Genomic DNA, 15,392 nt, shown 5'->3' with positions numbered 1-15,392 from the left:
GGGGCGTATATGCGGATTTTCCCTTTGATTGTGGTGGTCACTGTCGCGGCCGGCCTTGCCGGCTGCGACGATGTACCGGAGCCGACCGCAGCTACGTGCGCCCCTGACCTGCTCGAAAAATCGCTGTCGGAGATTCATAGCGAGACAAAGCGCCAAGCCTTCATGGATGGCTGCAAGTCGTTCCAGAAAGCGAAGGCAATGCGGCAGTGGGAATACAAGCCCAGCCCGGCCGACGACTTCTAATCCCGAGAGGGCAAGAACATGAAAATCACCTACTGGAAAGGGGCGGCAATCGTTGCAGTGTTGACGCTCTTGCTAGTCGAGCCAGTGCTAGCCCAAAGCACCGGCGGTCAACTGAGTAGCGGCGGCATCATGAACGATGTGCTGCGCCGATTCAATGAAGCTGCGAGCACCTGGGGAACGATCATCGAGGCCGCCGCCTCGCGGCTATTTTGGGCGCTCACGACCATTAGCATGGTTTGGACCTTCGGCATGATGGTGGTCCGCAAAGCGGATATTGGTGAGTTCTTCGCCGAGCTTTCGCGCTTCATCATCGTCACAGGCTTTTTCTGGTGGCTGCTGACAAACGCCGTCACCGGCATGAACATTGCCGGCACGATCATTACCTCAATGCAGAAGCTGGGCGCAGAGGCGGGCGGCCTTAGCACGTCCAATCTTGGACCTTCGAGCATCGTCGATCTTGGGTTCGATCTCTATAACCGAACAATCCAGGCCACCTCGGAATTGAGCTGGCGCGAAATGGGCACGGCAATAGTTATGGAGCTACAAGCTCTGGCTGTTCTGTTGGTCCTGGCGCTTGTGTCGATCAACATGCTTCTGACGCTCGCATCGGCCTGGATCGTGCTTTACTCCGGCATTATTGTCCTGGGGTTCGGTGGCTCCCGATGGACAACGGATATAGCCATCAACTACTACAAGACGATCCTCGGAATTGCCTTGCAGCTCTTGGCGATGGTTCTCATCGTCTCCATCGGCAAATCGTTCCTGACACACTATTTCGCCCAGCTAAGCAACAACCTGGCTACCCAGGAACTCGCCGTCATGCTGGTTGTTGCCATCATTTTGCTTGTCCTGGTCAACAAGGTGCCACCCCTCATCGCCGGCATCATCACCGGCGCAAGTGCAGGCGGCGGTGGAATCGGAAGTTTCGGCGCGGGAACCCTGTTCGGCGCTGGCATGACGGCGGCAGGACTCGCTACTCAAGCGGGCGCGGCCATTGCATCAGGCGGTGCCTCCTTGGCCGTATCTGCCGCCGGTGGCGCTGCGGCCGTAGCAGCGGCCGCGTCGAAGGCCAACGATAACGTCTCTGCGGGGACTGACATTCTGTCGACCATGATGGGCGGCGGTGGTGGTGGCAGCGCCGGTACCAGCAGCAGCGGCGACGCCGGCGGTGGTATTGATGGCGTCTCTGGCAGTGGTGAAACGCCGTTGGCAGCGGCAGCAGGCCACAACAGCACCGGCGCACGCGGCGGCAATTCGGGCGGTGGCTTGGGTGGTGGCCGCTCGTCCGGCGGTATCGGGGCCACTGCGGCCAAGGGCGGCCGGGTCGCGGCCGATACCGTCGCTAACCTCGCCAAAGGCATCGGCTCAATGGCATCCACGAAGGCCGGCAGCATGGCCGACGCGGCAAAGAGCCGGATTGCAGAGACGACCGGCGGCAAACTCGCCGCGACGATCAAGGCGTCCCATGGAAACAAAAGCGCTGGCACATTCGACGGAAATAACCTGGCCGGCACGAACGACAGCACGGCGGCCGGGGCAAATGACGAGGTGGCCGCGTTCGTGAACCGACCGCAGCCGACCTAAGCGCGCCGGCCGGCGCATCAACGCCGGCCGACACTTCCACTAACCACCTGTGAGAGAGGTGAAAAATGGCAACTTTACATCCTAACGAATTTTCCCAGGCAGTTCAGCACGCGGCAGCGGAATTGAACGCTATCGACTGGCTGGACCAGGACGCCGCACACGAGCTGGGGCCGCTGGCCGAGGCAACGGCTAACCTGTTCATGGTGCTGTTCTACCAAGCTGAAACGGGCCTCGCGACGCGCGAGGACTTTTCGCAGGCCAGGGCGCAGCTTCAGCATGCCCTGGCCACCCGACACGTTCGCTTTCAATAAATCGGAGGCTTTATGGACTTCTTTCCCCCTCAATCGTTTTCCGACTTCCTGCTTGTCATGGGGGTGTTGTTCCTGGTGTTCGTGCCGGGCTTCTATCTGCTCGGCCAGCTCATTTGGGCGTTGGGTTTCGGCCCCCAGGCATCGGCGATCGCGGACAAGATGGAACGCATACAGCAGACCGTCATGCGGCCGACCGGGCAACGGCTGATCGGAACGGCTGACCAGCTCTCAAAACTGCGGGTCCGGCCATTTAGCGGCCGCCAGCGCTGACCCTTCTGCCCCGCGCTACGCGGGGCAGCTTCGTTTAATCATCGCCTTTAGTGGCTCATGCTAGCCGTTTATGATGAATTGCTCCGCGTCTTCCAGTGACGGAAAGACCTTACCCCCGTCTCGAAACTCCGGGCCATAGCGGTACGCTTTCCAGGCTCCGCAGTCCAATGGATGAGCCTCACCTAAAAACTGGCCGCTATCGGACTGGATGAGGCGGGCCTTGAGCGGCTTTTCACGGACCGCCTTGACCTGGTTGATGAACTTGGCCGCGTTCTTCGCCTGGCGTTCCGTGATCTCCCCGGCCGCGAGTGCCTCTGCCACCGCTCCTAAATCCAGCCCTAGTTTGAGTTCATCCATACGACGCCGATTGGCGGGCTTTCTTGTTTCGCTCATACACACTCCACTTAGCTGCTAAATAGCTGTTACTGATTTCGCCGGCGCGCCAGCTCGGCGCGCGCCCATTCGATGGCCTGGCTCATGTCCTGGCGTAGCGCCTCGATCTCCGCCGGCGTGAGCGGGCGAGGGGAGGCTGCCAGCTCCGGGTCGTTGCGGTAGACCTCGGCCATTGCGTCGTCGTGGTGCCGGTCCTTCATGCCTGTTCCTCCTGGTGTCCATCGCCGGCGGCCGCCAGGGCGTCGGCTTCGCTCAAGGCGTCCTCCTGAAAGGCTCCCATATGTTCCGCCTCGGCCTGGCTGACCTCTGCCCATATCCGTTTGACCTGGGCCGGGCTGTAGCCGGCCAGCTCGGCCGTCCTGGTGATGCTATGACCGGATCGGCGCAAGGCGATGACCTGGGCGCGGCGCTTCGGATCGGCCCGCCGGCCCCGGTACTTGCCCGCATCCTTCGCCAGCTCGATGCCTTGGCGCTGCCGCTCGCGGCGGTCCTCGTAGTCGTCGCGGGCCATCTGTAGGGCCAGCTTCAAAAGCATGTCCTGGACCGATTCCAGCACGATCCTGGCGACGCCCTGCGCCTCGGACGCCAGCTCGGACAGGTCTACAACGCCAGGGACGGCCAGGCGTGCGCCCTTGGCCCGGATCGCGGCAACCAGGCGCTCGGCTTCGGCCAGCGGCAAGCGGCTGATGCGGTCGATCTTCTCCGCAATGACCACCTCGCCGGGCTGTAGGTCCGCGACCATGCGCAGCAGCTCGGGCCGGTCGGGCCGTGCGCCGGATGCCTTCTCGCGGTAGACGCCGGCGACGTAGTAGCCGGCCGCCCGCGCGCCCTCGATGATGCTTTCCTGGCGTTCCAGGTCCTGCGCGTCGGTGCTGACGCGCAAATAGACGCGGGCGACCTTGAGGGCTGGGGCGTCGTCAAACCTCATCGGCTCGGCCGGCGTCTTGTCGCGGAGCTGGTCGATGGCCTCGGCTTCGGCTTCGGTCAGGCCGCCTGCCTCGCGTGCGATCCCGGCCAGCATCGAACCGACGCGCCGGTCCTTCCTTGTGCTCATGCTGCCTCCTTCACCTGGTCCCACTGGTCGCCGTCCTCGATGCTCGCGTCCGCCGGCAGCAAAGCCCTTGCAGCCGCCAGCGCGGCATCCCGGCTATCGTGGCGGCTGCGTTCCTCTGGCACACCATCACGCCAGGCCAAGACAACCCAACTCGTCGGCGGGTATTCAGCGTCGAAATGGGCCATTTCCATCGCGTCCGCAGCGGATTCAGGTTGTCGGCCGATGCGGCCCTGGGAGATTGAGTTCATGCGTCCGGCTCCTTTGGGTATAGGCTAGTGCGCCCATCGTAGCCGACACGGCTCAATTTTGAAATGCCGATTTATATGCGCCTAGCGCATTTCCTCGGCCTTAATGAGCTTTCAAGCGATTTCAGCGCGGCCTCCTCGGGGTGGACGGCAGGGCAGTAGCGGGCTATAGTACCAATAGGTATTACCTTTTGCTACGGAGGTCACATGGCAAGGGCAACATCCATCAAGCTCGATGACGAGCTGAAAGGGCGCGTCCAGCACCTGGCCGAAGCCCGCCGGCGCACGTCGCACTGGATCATGCGAGAAGCCATCGCGCAGTACGTCGAGCGCGAGGAAAAGCGCGAGGCGTTCAAACAGGATGCGCTCCGCGCCTGGGAAGAGTATCAGCGCACCGGCCTGCATCTGACACTTGAGGAAGCCGACGCCTGGCTGGCGAAGCTGGAAGCCGGCGAGGATGCGGAGCTGCCTAAGTGCCACGTCTGATCTGGACGCCGCCGGCGCTGGCTGATGTGCAGCGGCTCTATCGCTTCCTCGCGCCCAAGGATGCCGACGCGGCGCAACGCGCGGTGAAGGCGATCCGGGCCGGGGTCAAGATTCTGGCACATCAGCCACGCATCGGCCGCCCGGTCGAGGACATGGAACCCGAGTTTCGGGAATGGCTGATCGACTTCGGCAACAGCGGCTATGTCGCCCTCTATCGCTTCGACGGGGAGAACATCGCCATTCTTGCCGTTCGGCATCAGAAAGAAGCGGGGTATTGAATGGCACGCCTTTCGGTGACGGTCGATGACGACTTGAAGCGGGATTTTCTCGCGGCCGCGCGTGAGTATGGGTCCAGCGGCGCGGTCCTGGTGCGCGCGTTCATGCAAGCGGTCGTAGACGGCGGCAACGATCTGGATGGCCTGCGCGACCAGGTGCGCACGGACCAGGAACACCCTGCGCCGGCGCGAACGCCGGCGGCCGCGTTGCAGCTCGTGCGCCGGATCACCCTCGACATGCTGACCGCGCCGGCGAGCCAGTGAAGGACCAAGCGATGAGCAATGAACCCTTTGTCAGTGTGTGGGATGCCATCGAGGACACGCCCGCCGGGGCTGAAAACATGAAGCTGCGTTCGGCGCTGATGATGGCCCTGGAAAAGCAAATCCGCGATCACGGATGGACGCCGGCCGAAGCCGCGCGCCATCTTGGCGTGACGCAACCTCGCGTGTCTGACCTGATGCGCGGGAAGATCAACGAATTCGGGCTTGATGCGCTTGTGCGCATGGCCGTCGCTGCGGGCCTGCTCAAGGACGATGTGGCATGGGCACAGCTCAAGGCTTTGCTGGTCGAACGGATCGACGCCGGCCTGGCGGGGCAGGTGTCCGCCAAAGGCGTCGATGAAATTCTTGATGATGAGCTTGCCCAGATCGTCGCCGGCATCACCCCCGAAAACCTGCACTCTGAAATCGACGCTGGCCCCGACGTCGGCCGCGAACTGGAACGGTGGAAATAACAAGGGTGGCACACTGGCCACCTTTCTGTATTAGCGATTTCACGTGCCGCTAGCTTCTGGGATGAATGGATATTTCTAAATCGCAATAATAGTTTCAAATAGAATACTATTCGCTAACGGATAGTGCCCTGACTGCGCTCGATTGGATCACGTAATCCAAGTCGGGCTGGAAGCATGCGTGGAATCACACTACGAACGAGGCAGGGATGGTCGATTGGGGGCAGCGTGGGACTGTACGAACGGTGGTGCGAAGCCACGAAAAAGAAGGATAAGCGCAAGTACTACTGGACCTATGTTGAGAGGGAAGGCGGTCGAGACGAGATTCGCGCAGACTTCGCCGCGACTATTCGGTCGCACTACGACCGGCTCGAACGCATAGCCGAAGACGTGAAGCGCCTCGGATATAAGGCCGCAGCGCAGATTCTTAGTGAAGCGTTGCCGCAAACCGCTAAAGGCCGGTCCGGCGATCTCGGCGAAATTCTTGCCACGGAACTGGTCGAGGAAGAGGTTGGCTTACGTGTGCCGGTGCGACGCCTCCGTTATAAGGACGGCCGCAATATGGCCATGCGCGGCGATGACTTCATCGGCGCTGGATACAATGGGGTGGACGAGAAGCTCTGGCTTCTAAAGGGCGAGGCTAAGAGCAACAAGGTGCTTGGCAAGGCCACGGTTACAAGCGCTCGGAAGGTGCTGAACCGCGACAACGGCCGTTGCACGCCCGATTCCCTTCTGTTTGTCGCAAACCGTCTCCTCGAGAGTAATGATCCGGACGACAACGTGCTGGGTCGTAGCCTTCGTGACGAGGTGGGTGTGAAGTCCCTCCGTGCCGACCGCATCGACCATATGCTTTTCACCGTGTCGGGTAACGGTCCTCATGCATCTTTGAAAGAGGACCTCGACGCCGCAGGGACGAATCGTGACCACTACGTAGTAAACGTCCACGTCGCAGATCACCAGGATTTCATCGCAGCCATGTACCAGGAGGCGGAAGATCTTGGAGACGATTGACGAACTAACCACGTTCTTAGCTACCGCGACCGTCGATGGCATCCTTGGACGCTTGCTCTATCGTGGCGCTGCCTGGTCGCTGATGCGCGAGGAAGGCGTGTTACCGGCGAACGCGCCGCCGCTAGGTGCGACGATCGAAACCGATCTTGCCGAACACGGCTTTGCCCTGCTTCGCGGAGCGATGGCCCTGCGCGCTCAGGCCGGTGCGTCGGATCTGACGAGCAAGGCGTTCGAGCGCGCAGCCAACTCCTTCGAAGCCCTGGTGCGCAACGGCGATCCCGAGTCCCCTGATCGCGGTTTTCGCCTCACGATCGCCGCAGCAGCCTATCATCTGGCTGGTTTCTCCGCCGTTGCCTATTCGCTCTTCAACGAGGCCATGGATGATCTCAATGCGTCGCCGGGCGAAACGGCGATTCGGCATTTGATCCTGCGCGATCTTGGCCAGCTGCGCGGATTCGTTCGCGACTGGTTGGACGATCACGCTCACGGAGATGAGGAGATCGCCAAGGCGTTGATGGGCGAAGAGACCGACATCGACGAGGCTCTATCGACAATCCTCAACACGACAATATGCCGGGCGCTGGCGCATTTCGACTTCGCACTGGAGACGGGCGAACCCGAGCCGATCGAGACCGCGCGGGCGCTGCTCGCCACCGCAGTCAGCTTGGCGGACAACGGCGGGAATGTTCCGTTGTGGTGGATATGCAACCTCTGCCGTCACTTGATCGATGACCTCTGGCAGCATTCTCTGCACGAAAACTTGCCCACTGAACCGCCGGAGGGAACGGAGGAAAAATACCCGGATTTGCGCCGGCTATTCATCTCGTCGCTCTTCGCCCGCAAGACGTCCGAGGTGGAGCTATGGCCATCTCAGCGCGAAGCGGCTCGGCGCTCCACGGATGTCACCGACGATCTAGTCGTCGCCCTGCCGACCAGTGCCGGTAAGACTCGCGTGGCGGAGATCGCCGCGCTGATGACCCTGTCGTCGGCGCGCCGGGTGTTGATCGTGACGCCGCTGCGCGCACTGTCCGCCCAGACTGAGCGATCGTTCAGAAAAACATTCGCGCCGCTCGGCTTCAGCGTTTCCTCCCTTTACGGCGCTAGCGGCCTTTCGGCTGGCGATGAAGACGCGCTGCGCATGCGCGAGATCATCATCGCGACGCCCGAGAAACTTGATTTCGCGTTGAGAAGCGACCCCTCGCTGATCGACAATGTCGGCCTTATCGTTCTCGACGAAGGCCACATGATTGGCCCCAGCGAACGCGAGATCCGCTATGAAACCCTCGTGCAGCGTCTGCTTCGGCGCGCTGACGCAGGCGAACGCCGTATCGTTTGTCTATCCGCGATCCTGCCCAGCGGCGATGAGCTGGAAGACCTTACAGCGTGGATACGCTCTGACGAACCGGGCGAGCCTGTGCGTTCCGACTGGCGCCCCACGCGGCAGCGGTTCGGCGCGCTCACCTGGCGGGGCAAGGACGCGCTGCTCCGGCTGGACCTCGACGACGATGGTCCGTTTCTCGACAAATTCGTCGTGGAGAAAGCCGCGCGGGGGAAAGAGAAGAAGCCCTATCCGCGCAAGAACTCGCATCTCGCTCTGTTCGCGGCATGGGAATTCGCGGGTCAAGGCAAGCGGACACTGATCTTCTCCACTCAGGCGAATTGGGTCGAGAGCTACGGTAAACAAGTGGTGGACCTATGCAAACGCGGTTATCTGGACTCACTGTTGGAGGATGAAGCCTCGATTGCCCGCGCTCTAGAGGTCGGCAAGGAGTGGTTGGGCGAAGACCACCCCGCCGTCGCCTGCCTAAAGAGCGGCGTTGCCATCCACCACGGCCGGCTGCCGAGCCCATTCCTTCGCGAACTGGAAGCCCTTCTCTCCGAGGGTATTCTGAAGGTCATCGTCGCGTCGCCGACATTGTCTCAGGGTCTCAACCTCAACGCCGCCGTCCTGCTGGTGCCAGCGTTGTATCGGGCATCCGAGAAGATCACAGGCGAGGAATTCGCGAACGTCGCCGGCCGCGCTGGACGCGCCTTCGTAGATGTCGAAGGCCTTATCGTGCATGTCATGTTCGATAAGGTCGACTGGCGAAAGAAGGAATGGAGGAAGTTAGTGGCCTCCGCAAAGGCCCGGACGCTGAAGAGCGGTCTCATCCAGATCGTCGCCGAGATCCTTGAGAGGCTAGCCCGCGAAGGCGTCCTGGATCGCGATGATGCCTGGGAATATTTGGCCAACGCACGTGAAGCTTGGAGATCGCCCAAGGAAGAGGCCGAAGTCGCCGAGCGACTGGCGACCGGCGCGGAGTATGACGCTGAGGGCGACGATGATGAAGGCGGTGGCGATGACAAAGAGGAAACCATCGAAGAGGAGCCGCTATCACAGATCGTCGAGCGCCTCGACGCAACGGTATTTGGCCTGATCGAAGCACTCGATTCCGATCGCGCCGACCTGCCGAAGCTCTTGGACGAGGCGCTCAAGGGATCGCTCTGGGCACGCCAGATCGCGCGTGAGGACAAGGACGTCGCCCCGCTGCATAAGAAGGTGTTCGAGGCCCGCGCCGATCTCATCTGGAAAACCACCACGGCGCAGGCGCGACGCGGGCATTTCGCCATGGGCGTTGGACTTGAGGCGGGTCTAAAAATCGACGCCATGGCTGACGAGTTGGCCGAACTCCTTGACCGGGCTGACCATGCGGCACTGAGCGGCGACGTTGAGGCACTTGTCGATGCGCTCGGCGGTCTCGGCGAACGTCTGCTGTTCATGCGACCTTTCATCCCCGATAAGGCGAACGCGCTACCGACGAATTGGAAGGCTATCCTGCGTAGTTGGGTGTCTGGCGAGAATGTGGCCAAGATCGGACCGCAGAACATGCGAGTCGTTGAAGAGGCCTTCACCTATCGTTTGGTCTGGGCCTTGGAAGCTGTTCGTACCCGCCGCATGTCACTCGGTTGGTCGCCGGAGACGGTGGCGGGCGGCGCAGCAGCAGCGGTCGAAACTGGCGTCCCGCAATTCATGATGTCGATGCTGATTCGCGCGGGCCTTCCTTCGCGGCGCGCGGCGATGGCAGCGATCGAGGATGCTATGCCGGTCTTCGTCACGCCAGCTGAGATGCGGGCCTGGCTCGAGTCCGACGAGATCACCGCCTACACCGACGCCGGTGACTGGCCCACGCCTGATACGGCCGCGCTATGGGCGCGGTTCCGGACCGACGCCCTCAGCGGAGGCATTCAGAAATGGTCAGTCGAACATTACAAACGTCTGCTTGACACCGCGATAGCCCCGCCGGCTGGCCTCTATCGCATAGTCACCGACGAGGGTGATGGGCGAACTTGGCTGACAACACCCGACTATCAACGTGTCGGTGCGTTCAAGAAACCGGCGGTTGATCCCAAGCCCAGCCTCTTTTCCGGCCGGTTGCCCGGCGGCACTAGGCTGGTAGAGGCGTTACGTGTGGGGCGCGGCAAGCTGAGATGGCCTCCAGCCGATGCATAGGGGCACAATTTCTGGCGGATGGAACTCATAACGAAATATTCGCTGGGGCGAGCGCCTCGCTCTCAAAGTCAAAAACGCCGTCATCGGCCAAAGCAGTGCCGCGCCGGTGCCGGTGGCATTGGTGTAGGTATCAACTAATAGCACCCGAGGGAAACCATGAAACTTCGCCGCCTGCGCATCCACAATTTCCGGTCTATTGTCGATGCTGACATCGAGGTTCACGACTACACAATGATCGTGGGTGCCAATAACGCGGGCAAGAGCAACATTGTTGCCGCGCTCCGGGCGTTCTATGAGGACTTCAAGCATTCAGGCGACGATCTTCCCAAGATGAAGGGCGTACAGACTGACGAATCCTGGGTTGAACTGACTTTCGATTTGTCCGAAATTGAATGGGAGGGGTTGGCGGACAAATACAAGGCAGGTGTGGCTGGTTACAGCCTCACCGTCCGTCGCTACTTCGCGTCCCCCGAAAAGGAAAGATTTAAGCCAAGCCAAAGCAACATTTACGCCATCATCAATGGTGAGCCCGAGAAAGAATTGTTCTATGGAGCGAAGAACGTCGGTACCGCTAAGGTCGGAAGCGTCATATACATTCCGGCACTCACTACCGCTGCGGAGCAGATGAAAACCAGCGGCCCGTCGCCCTTGCGGGATATGCTTAATCTGATGCTAAAGCGTGTGATCGCGGACAGCCCAGCATTCAAGGAAATGGAAGGCGCATTCGGAAAGTTGAACGACGAGGCATGCGGAGAACAGGGCTTCTTGACTCAGATTTCTAAGCCTATCAACCAATCCATCGAGCAATGGGGCATTCGATTCGATATGGGAGTGAACCCTGTCGCACCGGAGGACATCACTAAGAACCTAATCCGGCATGGCTTCGTGGACGCCATGCTTGGAGAAACATCGTTTGCACTCGATCGTTATGGGCATGGGTTCCAGCGATCATTCCTGTATGAACTTATTAAGCTCGCGCCCAGCTTTACCGAAAGCAAGGTGGCGGGGAAAAAGGAATTCGACCCTGATTTTACCCTCATCCTGTTTGAGGAACCGGAAGCATTTTTGCATCCAGCTCAACAAGAGAATATGGCTTACCACCTGCGCAGGTTGGGAGCGGGGGATGCTCAGCAGGTCATTGTGACCAGCCATTCGCCAATCTTCGTAGGCAAGGTGGCGGACGATCTGTGCCAGATTGTTCGTGTCCGCCGCAATAATGGTGTGAGTAGCATTGGCCAGGTCAAGAAGACCGACCTTGGTAAGGTACTTGGTCAAGGATACGAGTTCAAGAATTGGTTGGAAAATTATGTTAACGACGCAGCGGTGGCGGAGAGTGCAAAGGGAAACGCCAGGAAACTGCTAAAAGGCGCAACCGAAGACGCGGTGATTGCGGAACAGGAGGAGAGATTCCGCTATCAGCTCTGGTTAGATTCCGAGCGGGCCTCCATGTTCTTCGCCGACCGCGTGCTGCTTGTGGAGGGGGCCACCGAAAAAGCCTTGTTCGCGTGGCTGTTCGCACGGGACTGGCATGACTTGAGCCGCCATCGTGTGGCGATTGTCGATGCGATGGGGAAATACAATCTTCATCGCTATATTGCTCTACTTGAAGGATTCGGCATCCCGTATGGTTTGATGCTTGATGACGATCAGGATAAGGACCACCACAAGGTGGTGAATGAAATGCTGAGGAGTAAGGCTGGCCCAAGTCGCCTTGCGGAGCCTTGTTTCGTCGATAGCTGTATGGAGAAGTTCCTCGGATTGAACTTACCTGTTCGGGACGACCAGAAGCCAGTTCACACTCTGAAGGCTATTGAGGATGGGGGCATAGCTAAAGAAAAGCTCGACGAGCTCCGCAAATTGTTTCTTAAGTCTTTGGCGCTCGAAGCGGAGCCGCTCGTCGCTTAGTAAATGACCATGCCGCTAATCATCATCGAAACCCAAGGCTACTGTGAGCGGTGCATGAACGATCGCATTCGTCGATAAGGCAAATTCTCTAGATTGCTCTTGGTATTTTTCATGGTATCAAAACCATTCTTTGAGTTAAGTTACTGAATTTCCTACAGAAAACTTGGTTGTTGAGTATGGAGTGGGAATGATCCCGCGTCCGGCATAGACCGGCACCAAATAGCATGAAACCACCTCTAAGCCCGCGTAATTGCGGGATTTTTTGTGATTTCGTCTGGCATGGTCTGGCAACTAAAGGAAGCGCCAAGCACCGTTTGAGCATGGTATTAAAGCGGGTATTATCGGCTGATGATGCCATGATGGACGTTGATGTACCAGTACATGGAGCGGGTAGGTACCCAAGAAACTGTTGCATTCACAGACCAGCGCGACGCTACGGACCGAGCTGGACGGGAGCCGACCGGGCCGGTGTGCTGGAAGCTTTGAGGCAGGCCGCTTGCGTTCATTGGCTCAGGCCGAAGTGTTGCGGATCGAGGGGGTAGCGGCGGCGGTTACGCCGCAAAGGCCGGCAGCGGCATTGAGGCCGCTGATGCCATCATCGCGGCGATTGCCTTGGATAACGGTTCAGCGTGGCGACAAGGGACGTAAGCCCGTTCCTGGCGGCCGGCGTGAAAGTCATCAACCCTTGGGAAGATCAAGAGTAAAGCAGTTACTCGTGCAGGGTTGCACGACACACACCGATCTCAACAAAAAATTGTAAGGACGTGACGGTGTCGCCCGCACGCGACAGCGCATACCAGCGGCACAGAGGCTCTCCTCATCCAGGCCCTGCGAGCTGCTGGGCAGCTCACTGTGTCATTGGTGGCCGAACTGGGCGGGTTTGGGTTTTCAATGCATCCGAGTGACCGCTCGCAGGGGCCTGGAAACGGTAGTCACATGCCGCGCCTCTGCTAAGAGAAGGTGCGGTCTTACCCCAATGCGGCCTGTGAATACGCATGCACGCTTCCTTCCCTCTCCACTGAGCTACCCCTCCACTATTGCGGCGCGGATATTTTGCGTGCTAAGATAGTAATAGATTACTTACTTTATAGGGTCTGAACGATGAGTGGACGTCCTCAATATCTGTCGGCTGAAGAGCGGCGCGCAGCCACAGTACAAGCTGTGGTGGACTTGGCGGCAGAGCAAAATCCGGCCGACATAACGACCACGGCCATCGCCGATCGGATGGGCTTGACACAGGGGGCGCTGTTCCGCCATTTCCCCACCAAGGACGCGATTCTGGAAGCAACCATGTCCTGGGTCGGTGAACGCCTGTTGATCACTGTCGACAAGGCGGCCGAAGGCGCCGCGTCGCCAGCCGCCGCGCTCAAGGCCATGTTCATGACGCACATCGACTTCGTGGCGAAGCACCCAGGTGTGCCGCGCATGCTGTTCGGGGAGCTGCAGCGGTCTGGCGAGACACTCGCCAAGCGGATGGTGCAAACCTTGATCCGTCAATACGAACAGCGCCTGCGCCGTCTGATGGAAGCAGGCAAGGCGCAGGGCGAACTGGACGCCGATCTGGACGTGGGCGCTGCCGCCGTGCTGTTCATCGGCACGATTCAGGGGCTGGTCATGCAGTCCCTGATCGCCGACAAGGTCAGCCACATCCGTCGTGACGCACCCGCCGTGTTTGACATCTATCTGCGTGGCATTGCGCACATCCCATAAAACACTTTCCGTCTTGCCGCCCCAACTGTTCGGCCCGTCCAGCGGTCCGCCAGGTTCAGGCGATTGCTTTGCACGCCCAGCGTGGCTCTTCGTTATGCAGTCTTCAGTCCAACCACCCGTTCTTAGCGCGTACGCACGTACGACGTGACGATTGTTGAAACCAGGTATTTTCCCCATTCAAGCAAAGGCCATGAAGATGAACACTTACCTGCAACGCAATGCTTGGAACTGGCTGATCTCTCTGCTCGCCATCGGCTTTGGCCTGATGACGCTTCGGGAGGGCGGCGCAGTTTTGTTTGTTGATGGCGCGGCGCGCCAAGCCGCCGGCCACTATGTACCTTTCGTGCTTTGGTTCAATTTCCTGGCGGGGTTCGCCTACATTGCTGCGGGCGTTGGCTTGTGGATGCATCGGCGCTGGGCAGTGTGGCTGGCGATTGCCATTGTGGGGGCAACAGCGCTTGTATTCCTGGCCTTTGGTGTGTATGTGCTGCTGGGTGGCGCCTGGGAGCCGCGCACTGCGGTTGCTATGACGCTGCGCACGTTGGTGTGGGCTGGCATAGCTGCCATAGCCTGGCGCTGGTCGGCGACGAATGCGCCGGTCGCACGCGAGCACTGAGCACCTATCTTTAGCGGAAACTCATTGATGACAACGCCAAACCCCCATTTCAAGAAAATTCGTTGGGCCGTGATCGCCGTTGTCGTGATCGGGCTTGGCGGCGTACTGGCGCTCTGGCTATTGCGCAGCCATGACACAGAGGATTCGTTGCGCCTCTACGGCAACGTCGACATCCGCGAGGTGCAACTCGCGTTCCGTCAGCCTGGGCGCGTGATGCAGATGGCTTTCGATGAGGGTGATGTCGTCAGCGCCGGCGCACACCTGGCGACGCTTGACGCGCAACCCTATCGGGAAGCGCTTGCGGCAGCGCAGGCCCAAGAGCAGGTGGCGCAGGCGGAACTGGCCAAGCTGCGCCATGGCCTGCGGCCGCAGGAAATCACCCAAGCGCGTGAGGCGCTCAGGCAGGCGCAGGCGCTTGCCACCGAAACCGAGCGCAATTTCCAGCGTCAGCGCGCCCTGTTGGCGTCGGGTGCGAGCAGTCAGCGTACGGTCGATGCCGCCCGCTCGGCACGAGACCAGGCAGTTGCTGGTGTCGAGGCTGCCAAGGCAGCGCTGTCGCAAGCATCTGAAGGTTTTCGCAAAGAAGACATCGCCGCCGCAGAGGCTCGCCTTGCGGTTGCGCAGGCTTCCGCGGCGCAGGCCACTACAGCGTTGGCGGACACCGAATTGATAGCACCTAGTGACGGCACCATCATCGCACGGGTGCGTGAGCCCGGCAGCATGGTTGTAAGCCAGAATACGGTTTACAGCCTGAGCCTGGACAAACCGGTTTACGTGCGTGCCTATGTGGGTGAGTCGGATCTGGGGCGCATCGCCCCCGGCACTGTGGTGCACGTAAAAAGTGATTCATCGGACAAGGTCTATCGTGGCCAGATCGGTTTTATCTCGCCACGCGCCGAATTTACCCCCAAGACGGTGGAGACGACGGACCTGCGCACCGATCTGGTATACCGCCTGCGCATCGTCATTGACGAAGCCGACAGTGATAGTGCCTTGCGCCAAGGCATGCCAGTGACGATCAAGGTTGATGCGAACGCCGGCAGCCGCACCCCGGTGGGGGGACGTTGA

18 protein-coding genes are annotated in these 15,392 nt (G+C 60.1%); 14 read left to right on the top strand and 4 right to left on the bottom strand.

The window, feature by feature from the left end; genetic code table 11:
• Positions 1-9 precede the first annotated feature (9 nt).
• The 4 genes from trbK to LOL23_RS03065 all read left to right on the top strand — a co-directional run bounded on the left by trbK (position 10) and on the right by LOL23_RS03065 (position 2,408).
• Positions 10-243 carry an entry exclusion lipoprotein TrbK gene (trbK, locus tag LOL23_RS03080; protein WP_151024282.1) on the top strand — a complete coding sequence of 78 codons (234 nt, stop codon included), beginning with the start codon at positions 10-12 and terminating at the stop codon, positions 241-243.
• An 18-nt stretch (positions 244-261) separates the two neighbouring features.
• On the top strand, positions 262-1,827 hold the full coding sequence (gene trbL, locus LOL23_RS03075; protein WP_237173137.1) for a P-type conjugative transfer protein TrbL: 1,566 nt from the start codon (positions 262-264) through the stop codon (positions 1,825-1,827).
• Between the two features lie 65 nt (positions 1,828-1,892).
• Positions 1,893-2,138 carry a type I toxin-antitoxin system ptaRNA1 family toxin gene (locus LOL23_RS03070; protein WP_237173136.1) on the top strand — a complete coding sequence of 82 codons (246 nt, stop codon included), beginning with the start codon at positions 1,893-1,895 and terminating at the stop codon, positions 2,136-2,138.
• 12 nt (positions 2,139-2,150) lie between these two features.
• Complete coding sequence (locus LOL23_RS03065) at positions 2,151-2,408, top strand: hypothetical protein (RefSeq protein WP_237173135.1); 258 nt, start codon at positions 2,151-2,153, stop codon at positions 2,406-2,408.
• Positions 2,409-2,468: 60 nt separating this feature from the next.
• Here the strand turns inward: LOL23_RS03065 and LOL23_RS03060 are convergent, their stop codons facing one another.
• The 4 genes from LOL23_RS03060 to LOL23_RS03045 are packed head-to-tail and all read right to left on the bottom strand — an operon-like array spanning position 2,469 to position 4,103.
• Entirely contained in the window at positions 2,469-2,801 is a 333-nt protein-coding gene (locus tag LOL23_RS03060; protein ID WP_237173134.1) for a hypothetical protein, read from the bottom strand.
• 29 nt (positions 2,802-2,830) lie between these two features.
• Positions 2,831-3,001 carry a hypothetical protein gene (locus tag LOL23_RS03055; protein ID WP_155271649.1) on the bottom strand — a complete coding sequence of 57 codons (171 nt, stop codon included), beginning with the start codon at positions 2,999-3,001 and terminating at the stop codon, positions 2,831-2,833.
• Entirely contained in the window at positions 2,998-3,855 is an 858-nt protein-coding gene (locus tag LOL23_RS03050; RefSeq protein ID WP_439652063.1) for a recombinase family protein, read from the bottom strand. The genes LOL23_RS03055 and LOL23_RS03050 overlap by 4 nt, the downstream gene beginning before the upstream one ends.
• A complete protein-coding gene (locus tag LOL23_RS03045; RefSeq protein WP_237173133.1) occupies positions 3,852-4,103 on the bottom strand; it encodes a hypothetical protein in 252 nt (83 codons plus the stop codon). The genes LOL23_RS03050 and LOL23_RS03045 overlap by 4 nt, the downstream gene beginning before the upstream one ends.
• A 204-nt stretch (positions 4,104-4,307) precedes the next feature.
• Here LOL23_RS03045 and LOL23_RS03040 point away from each other — a divergent pair, with 204 nt between their 5' ends.
• The 10 genes from LOL23_RS03040 (at position 4,308) to hlyD (ending at position 15,392) form a co-directional block, all read left to right on the top strand.
• Positions 4,308-4,586, top strand: coding sequence for a CopG family ribbon-helix-helix protein (locus LOL23_RS03040; protein ID WP_032957511.1), 279 nt, complete (start codon positions 4,308-4,310; stop codon positions 4,584-4,586).
• Positions 4,574-4,864: a type II toxin-antitoxin system RelE/ParE family toxin gene (locus tag LOL23_RS03035; RefSeq protein WP_032957513.1), complete on the top strand. Its 291-nt coding sequence runs from the start codon at positions 4,574-4,576 to the stop codon at positions 4,862-4,864. The genes LOL23_RS03040 and LOL23_RS03035 overlap by 13 nt, the downstream gene beginning before the upstream one ends.
• A complete protein-coding gene (locus LOL23_RS03030; protein ID WP_237173132.1) occupies positions 4,865-5,125 on the top strand; it encodes a hypothetical protein in 261 nt (86 codons plus the stop codon).
• 11 nt (positions 5,126-5,136) lie between these two features.
• On the top strand, positions 5,137-5,595 hold the full coding sequence (locus LOL23_RS18940) for a type II TA system antitoxin, ParD family (protein ID WP_255772639.1): 459 nt from the start codon (positions 5,137-5,139) through the stop codon (positions 5,593-5,595).
• 225 nt (positions 5,596-5,820) lie between these two features.
• Positions 5,821-6,603, top strand: coding sequence for a HamA C-terminal domain-containing protein (locus LOL23_RS03015; protein ID WP_032957538.1), 783 nt, complete (start codon positions 5,821-5,823; stop codon positions 6,601-6,603).
• Positions 6,590-10,093 carry a DEAD/DEAH box helicase gene (locus tag LOL23_RS03010; protein WP_237173131.1) on the top strand — a complete coding sequence of 1,168 codons (3,504 nt, stop codon included), beginning with the start codon at positions 6,590-6,592 and terminating at the stop codon, positions 10,091-10,093. Before LOL23_RS03015 ends, LOL23_RS03010 begins: the two co-directional genes overlap by 14 nt.
• Positions 10,094-10,249: 156 nt before the next feature.
• A complete protein-coding gene (locus LOL23_RS03005; protein WP_032957520.1) occupies positions 10,250-11,998 on the top strand; it encodes an ATP-dependent nuclease in 1,749 nt (582 codons plus the stop codon).
• A gap of 1,101 nt (positions 11,999-13,099) precedes the next feature.
• The gene (locus tag LOL23_RS02995) at positions 13,100-13,708 is read left to right on the top strand and encodes a TetR/AcrR family transcriptional regulator (RefSeq protein ID WP_160976797.1); all 609 of its coding nucleotides are present in this window, start codon (positions 13,100-13,102) and stop codon (positions 13,706-13,708) included.
• 190 nt (positions 13,709-13,898) lie between these two features.
• Positions 13,899-14,324 carry a hypothetical protein gene (locus tag LOL23_RS02990; RefSeq protein ID WP_160976795.1) on the top strand — a complete coding sequence of 142 codons (426 nt, stop codon included), beginning with the start codon at positions 13,899-13,901 and terminating at the stop codon, positions 14,322-14,324.
• Positions 14,325-14,351: 27 nt separating this feature from the next.
• The gene (gene hlyD, locus LOL23_RS02985; RefSeq protein WP_160976793.1) at positions 14,352-15,392 is read left to right on the top strand and encodes a secretion protein HlyD; all 1,041 of its coding nucleotides are present in this window, start codon (positions 14,352-14,354) and stop codon (positions 15,390-15,392) included.

The organism is Paracandidimonas lactea (assembly GCF_021653995.1).
Classification (GTDB): Bacteria; Pseudomonadota; Gammaproteobacteria; order Burkholderiales; family Burkholderiaceae_B; genus Allopusillimonas; species Allopusillimonas lactea.
The sequence above is the reverse complement of the archived record's forward strand: the minus strand, read 5'-3'. Positions and strand labels throughout refer to the sequence as shown.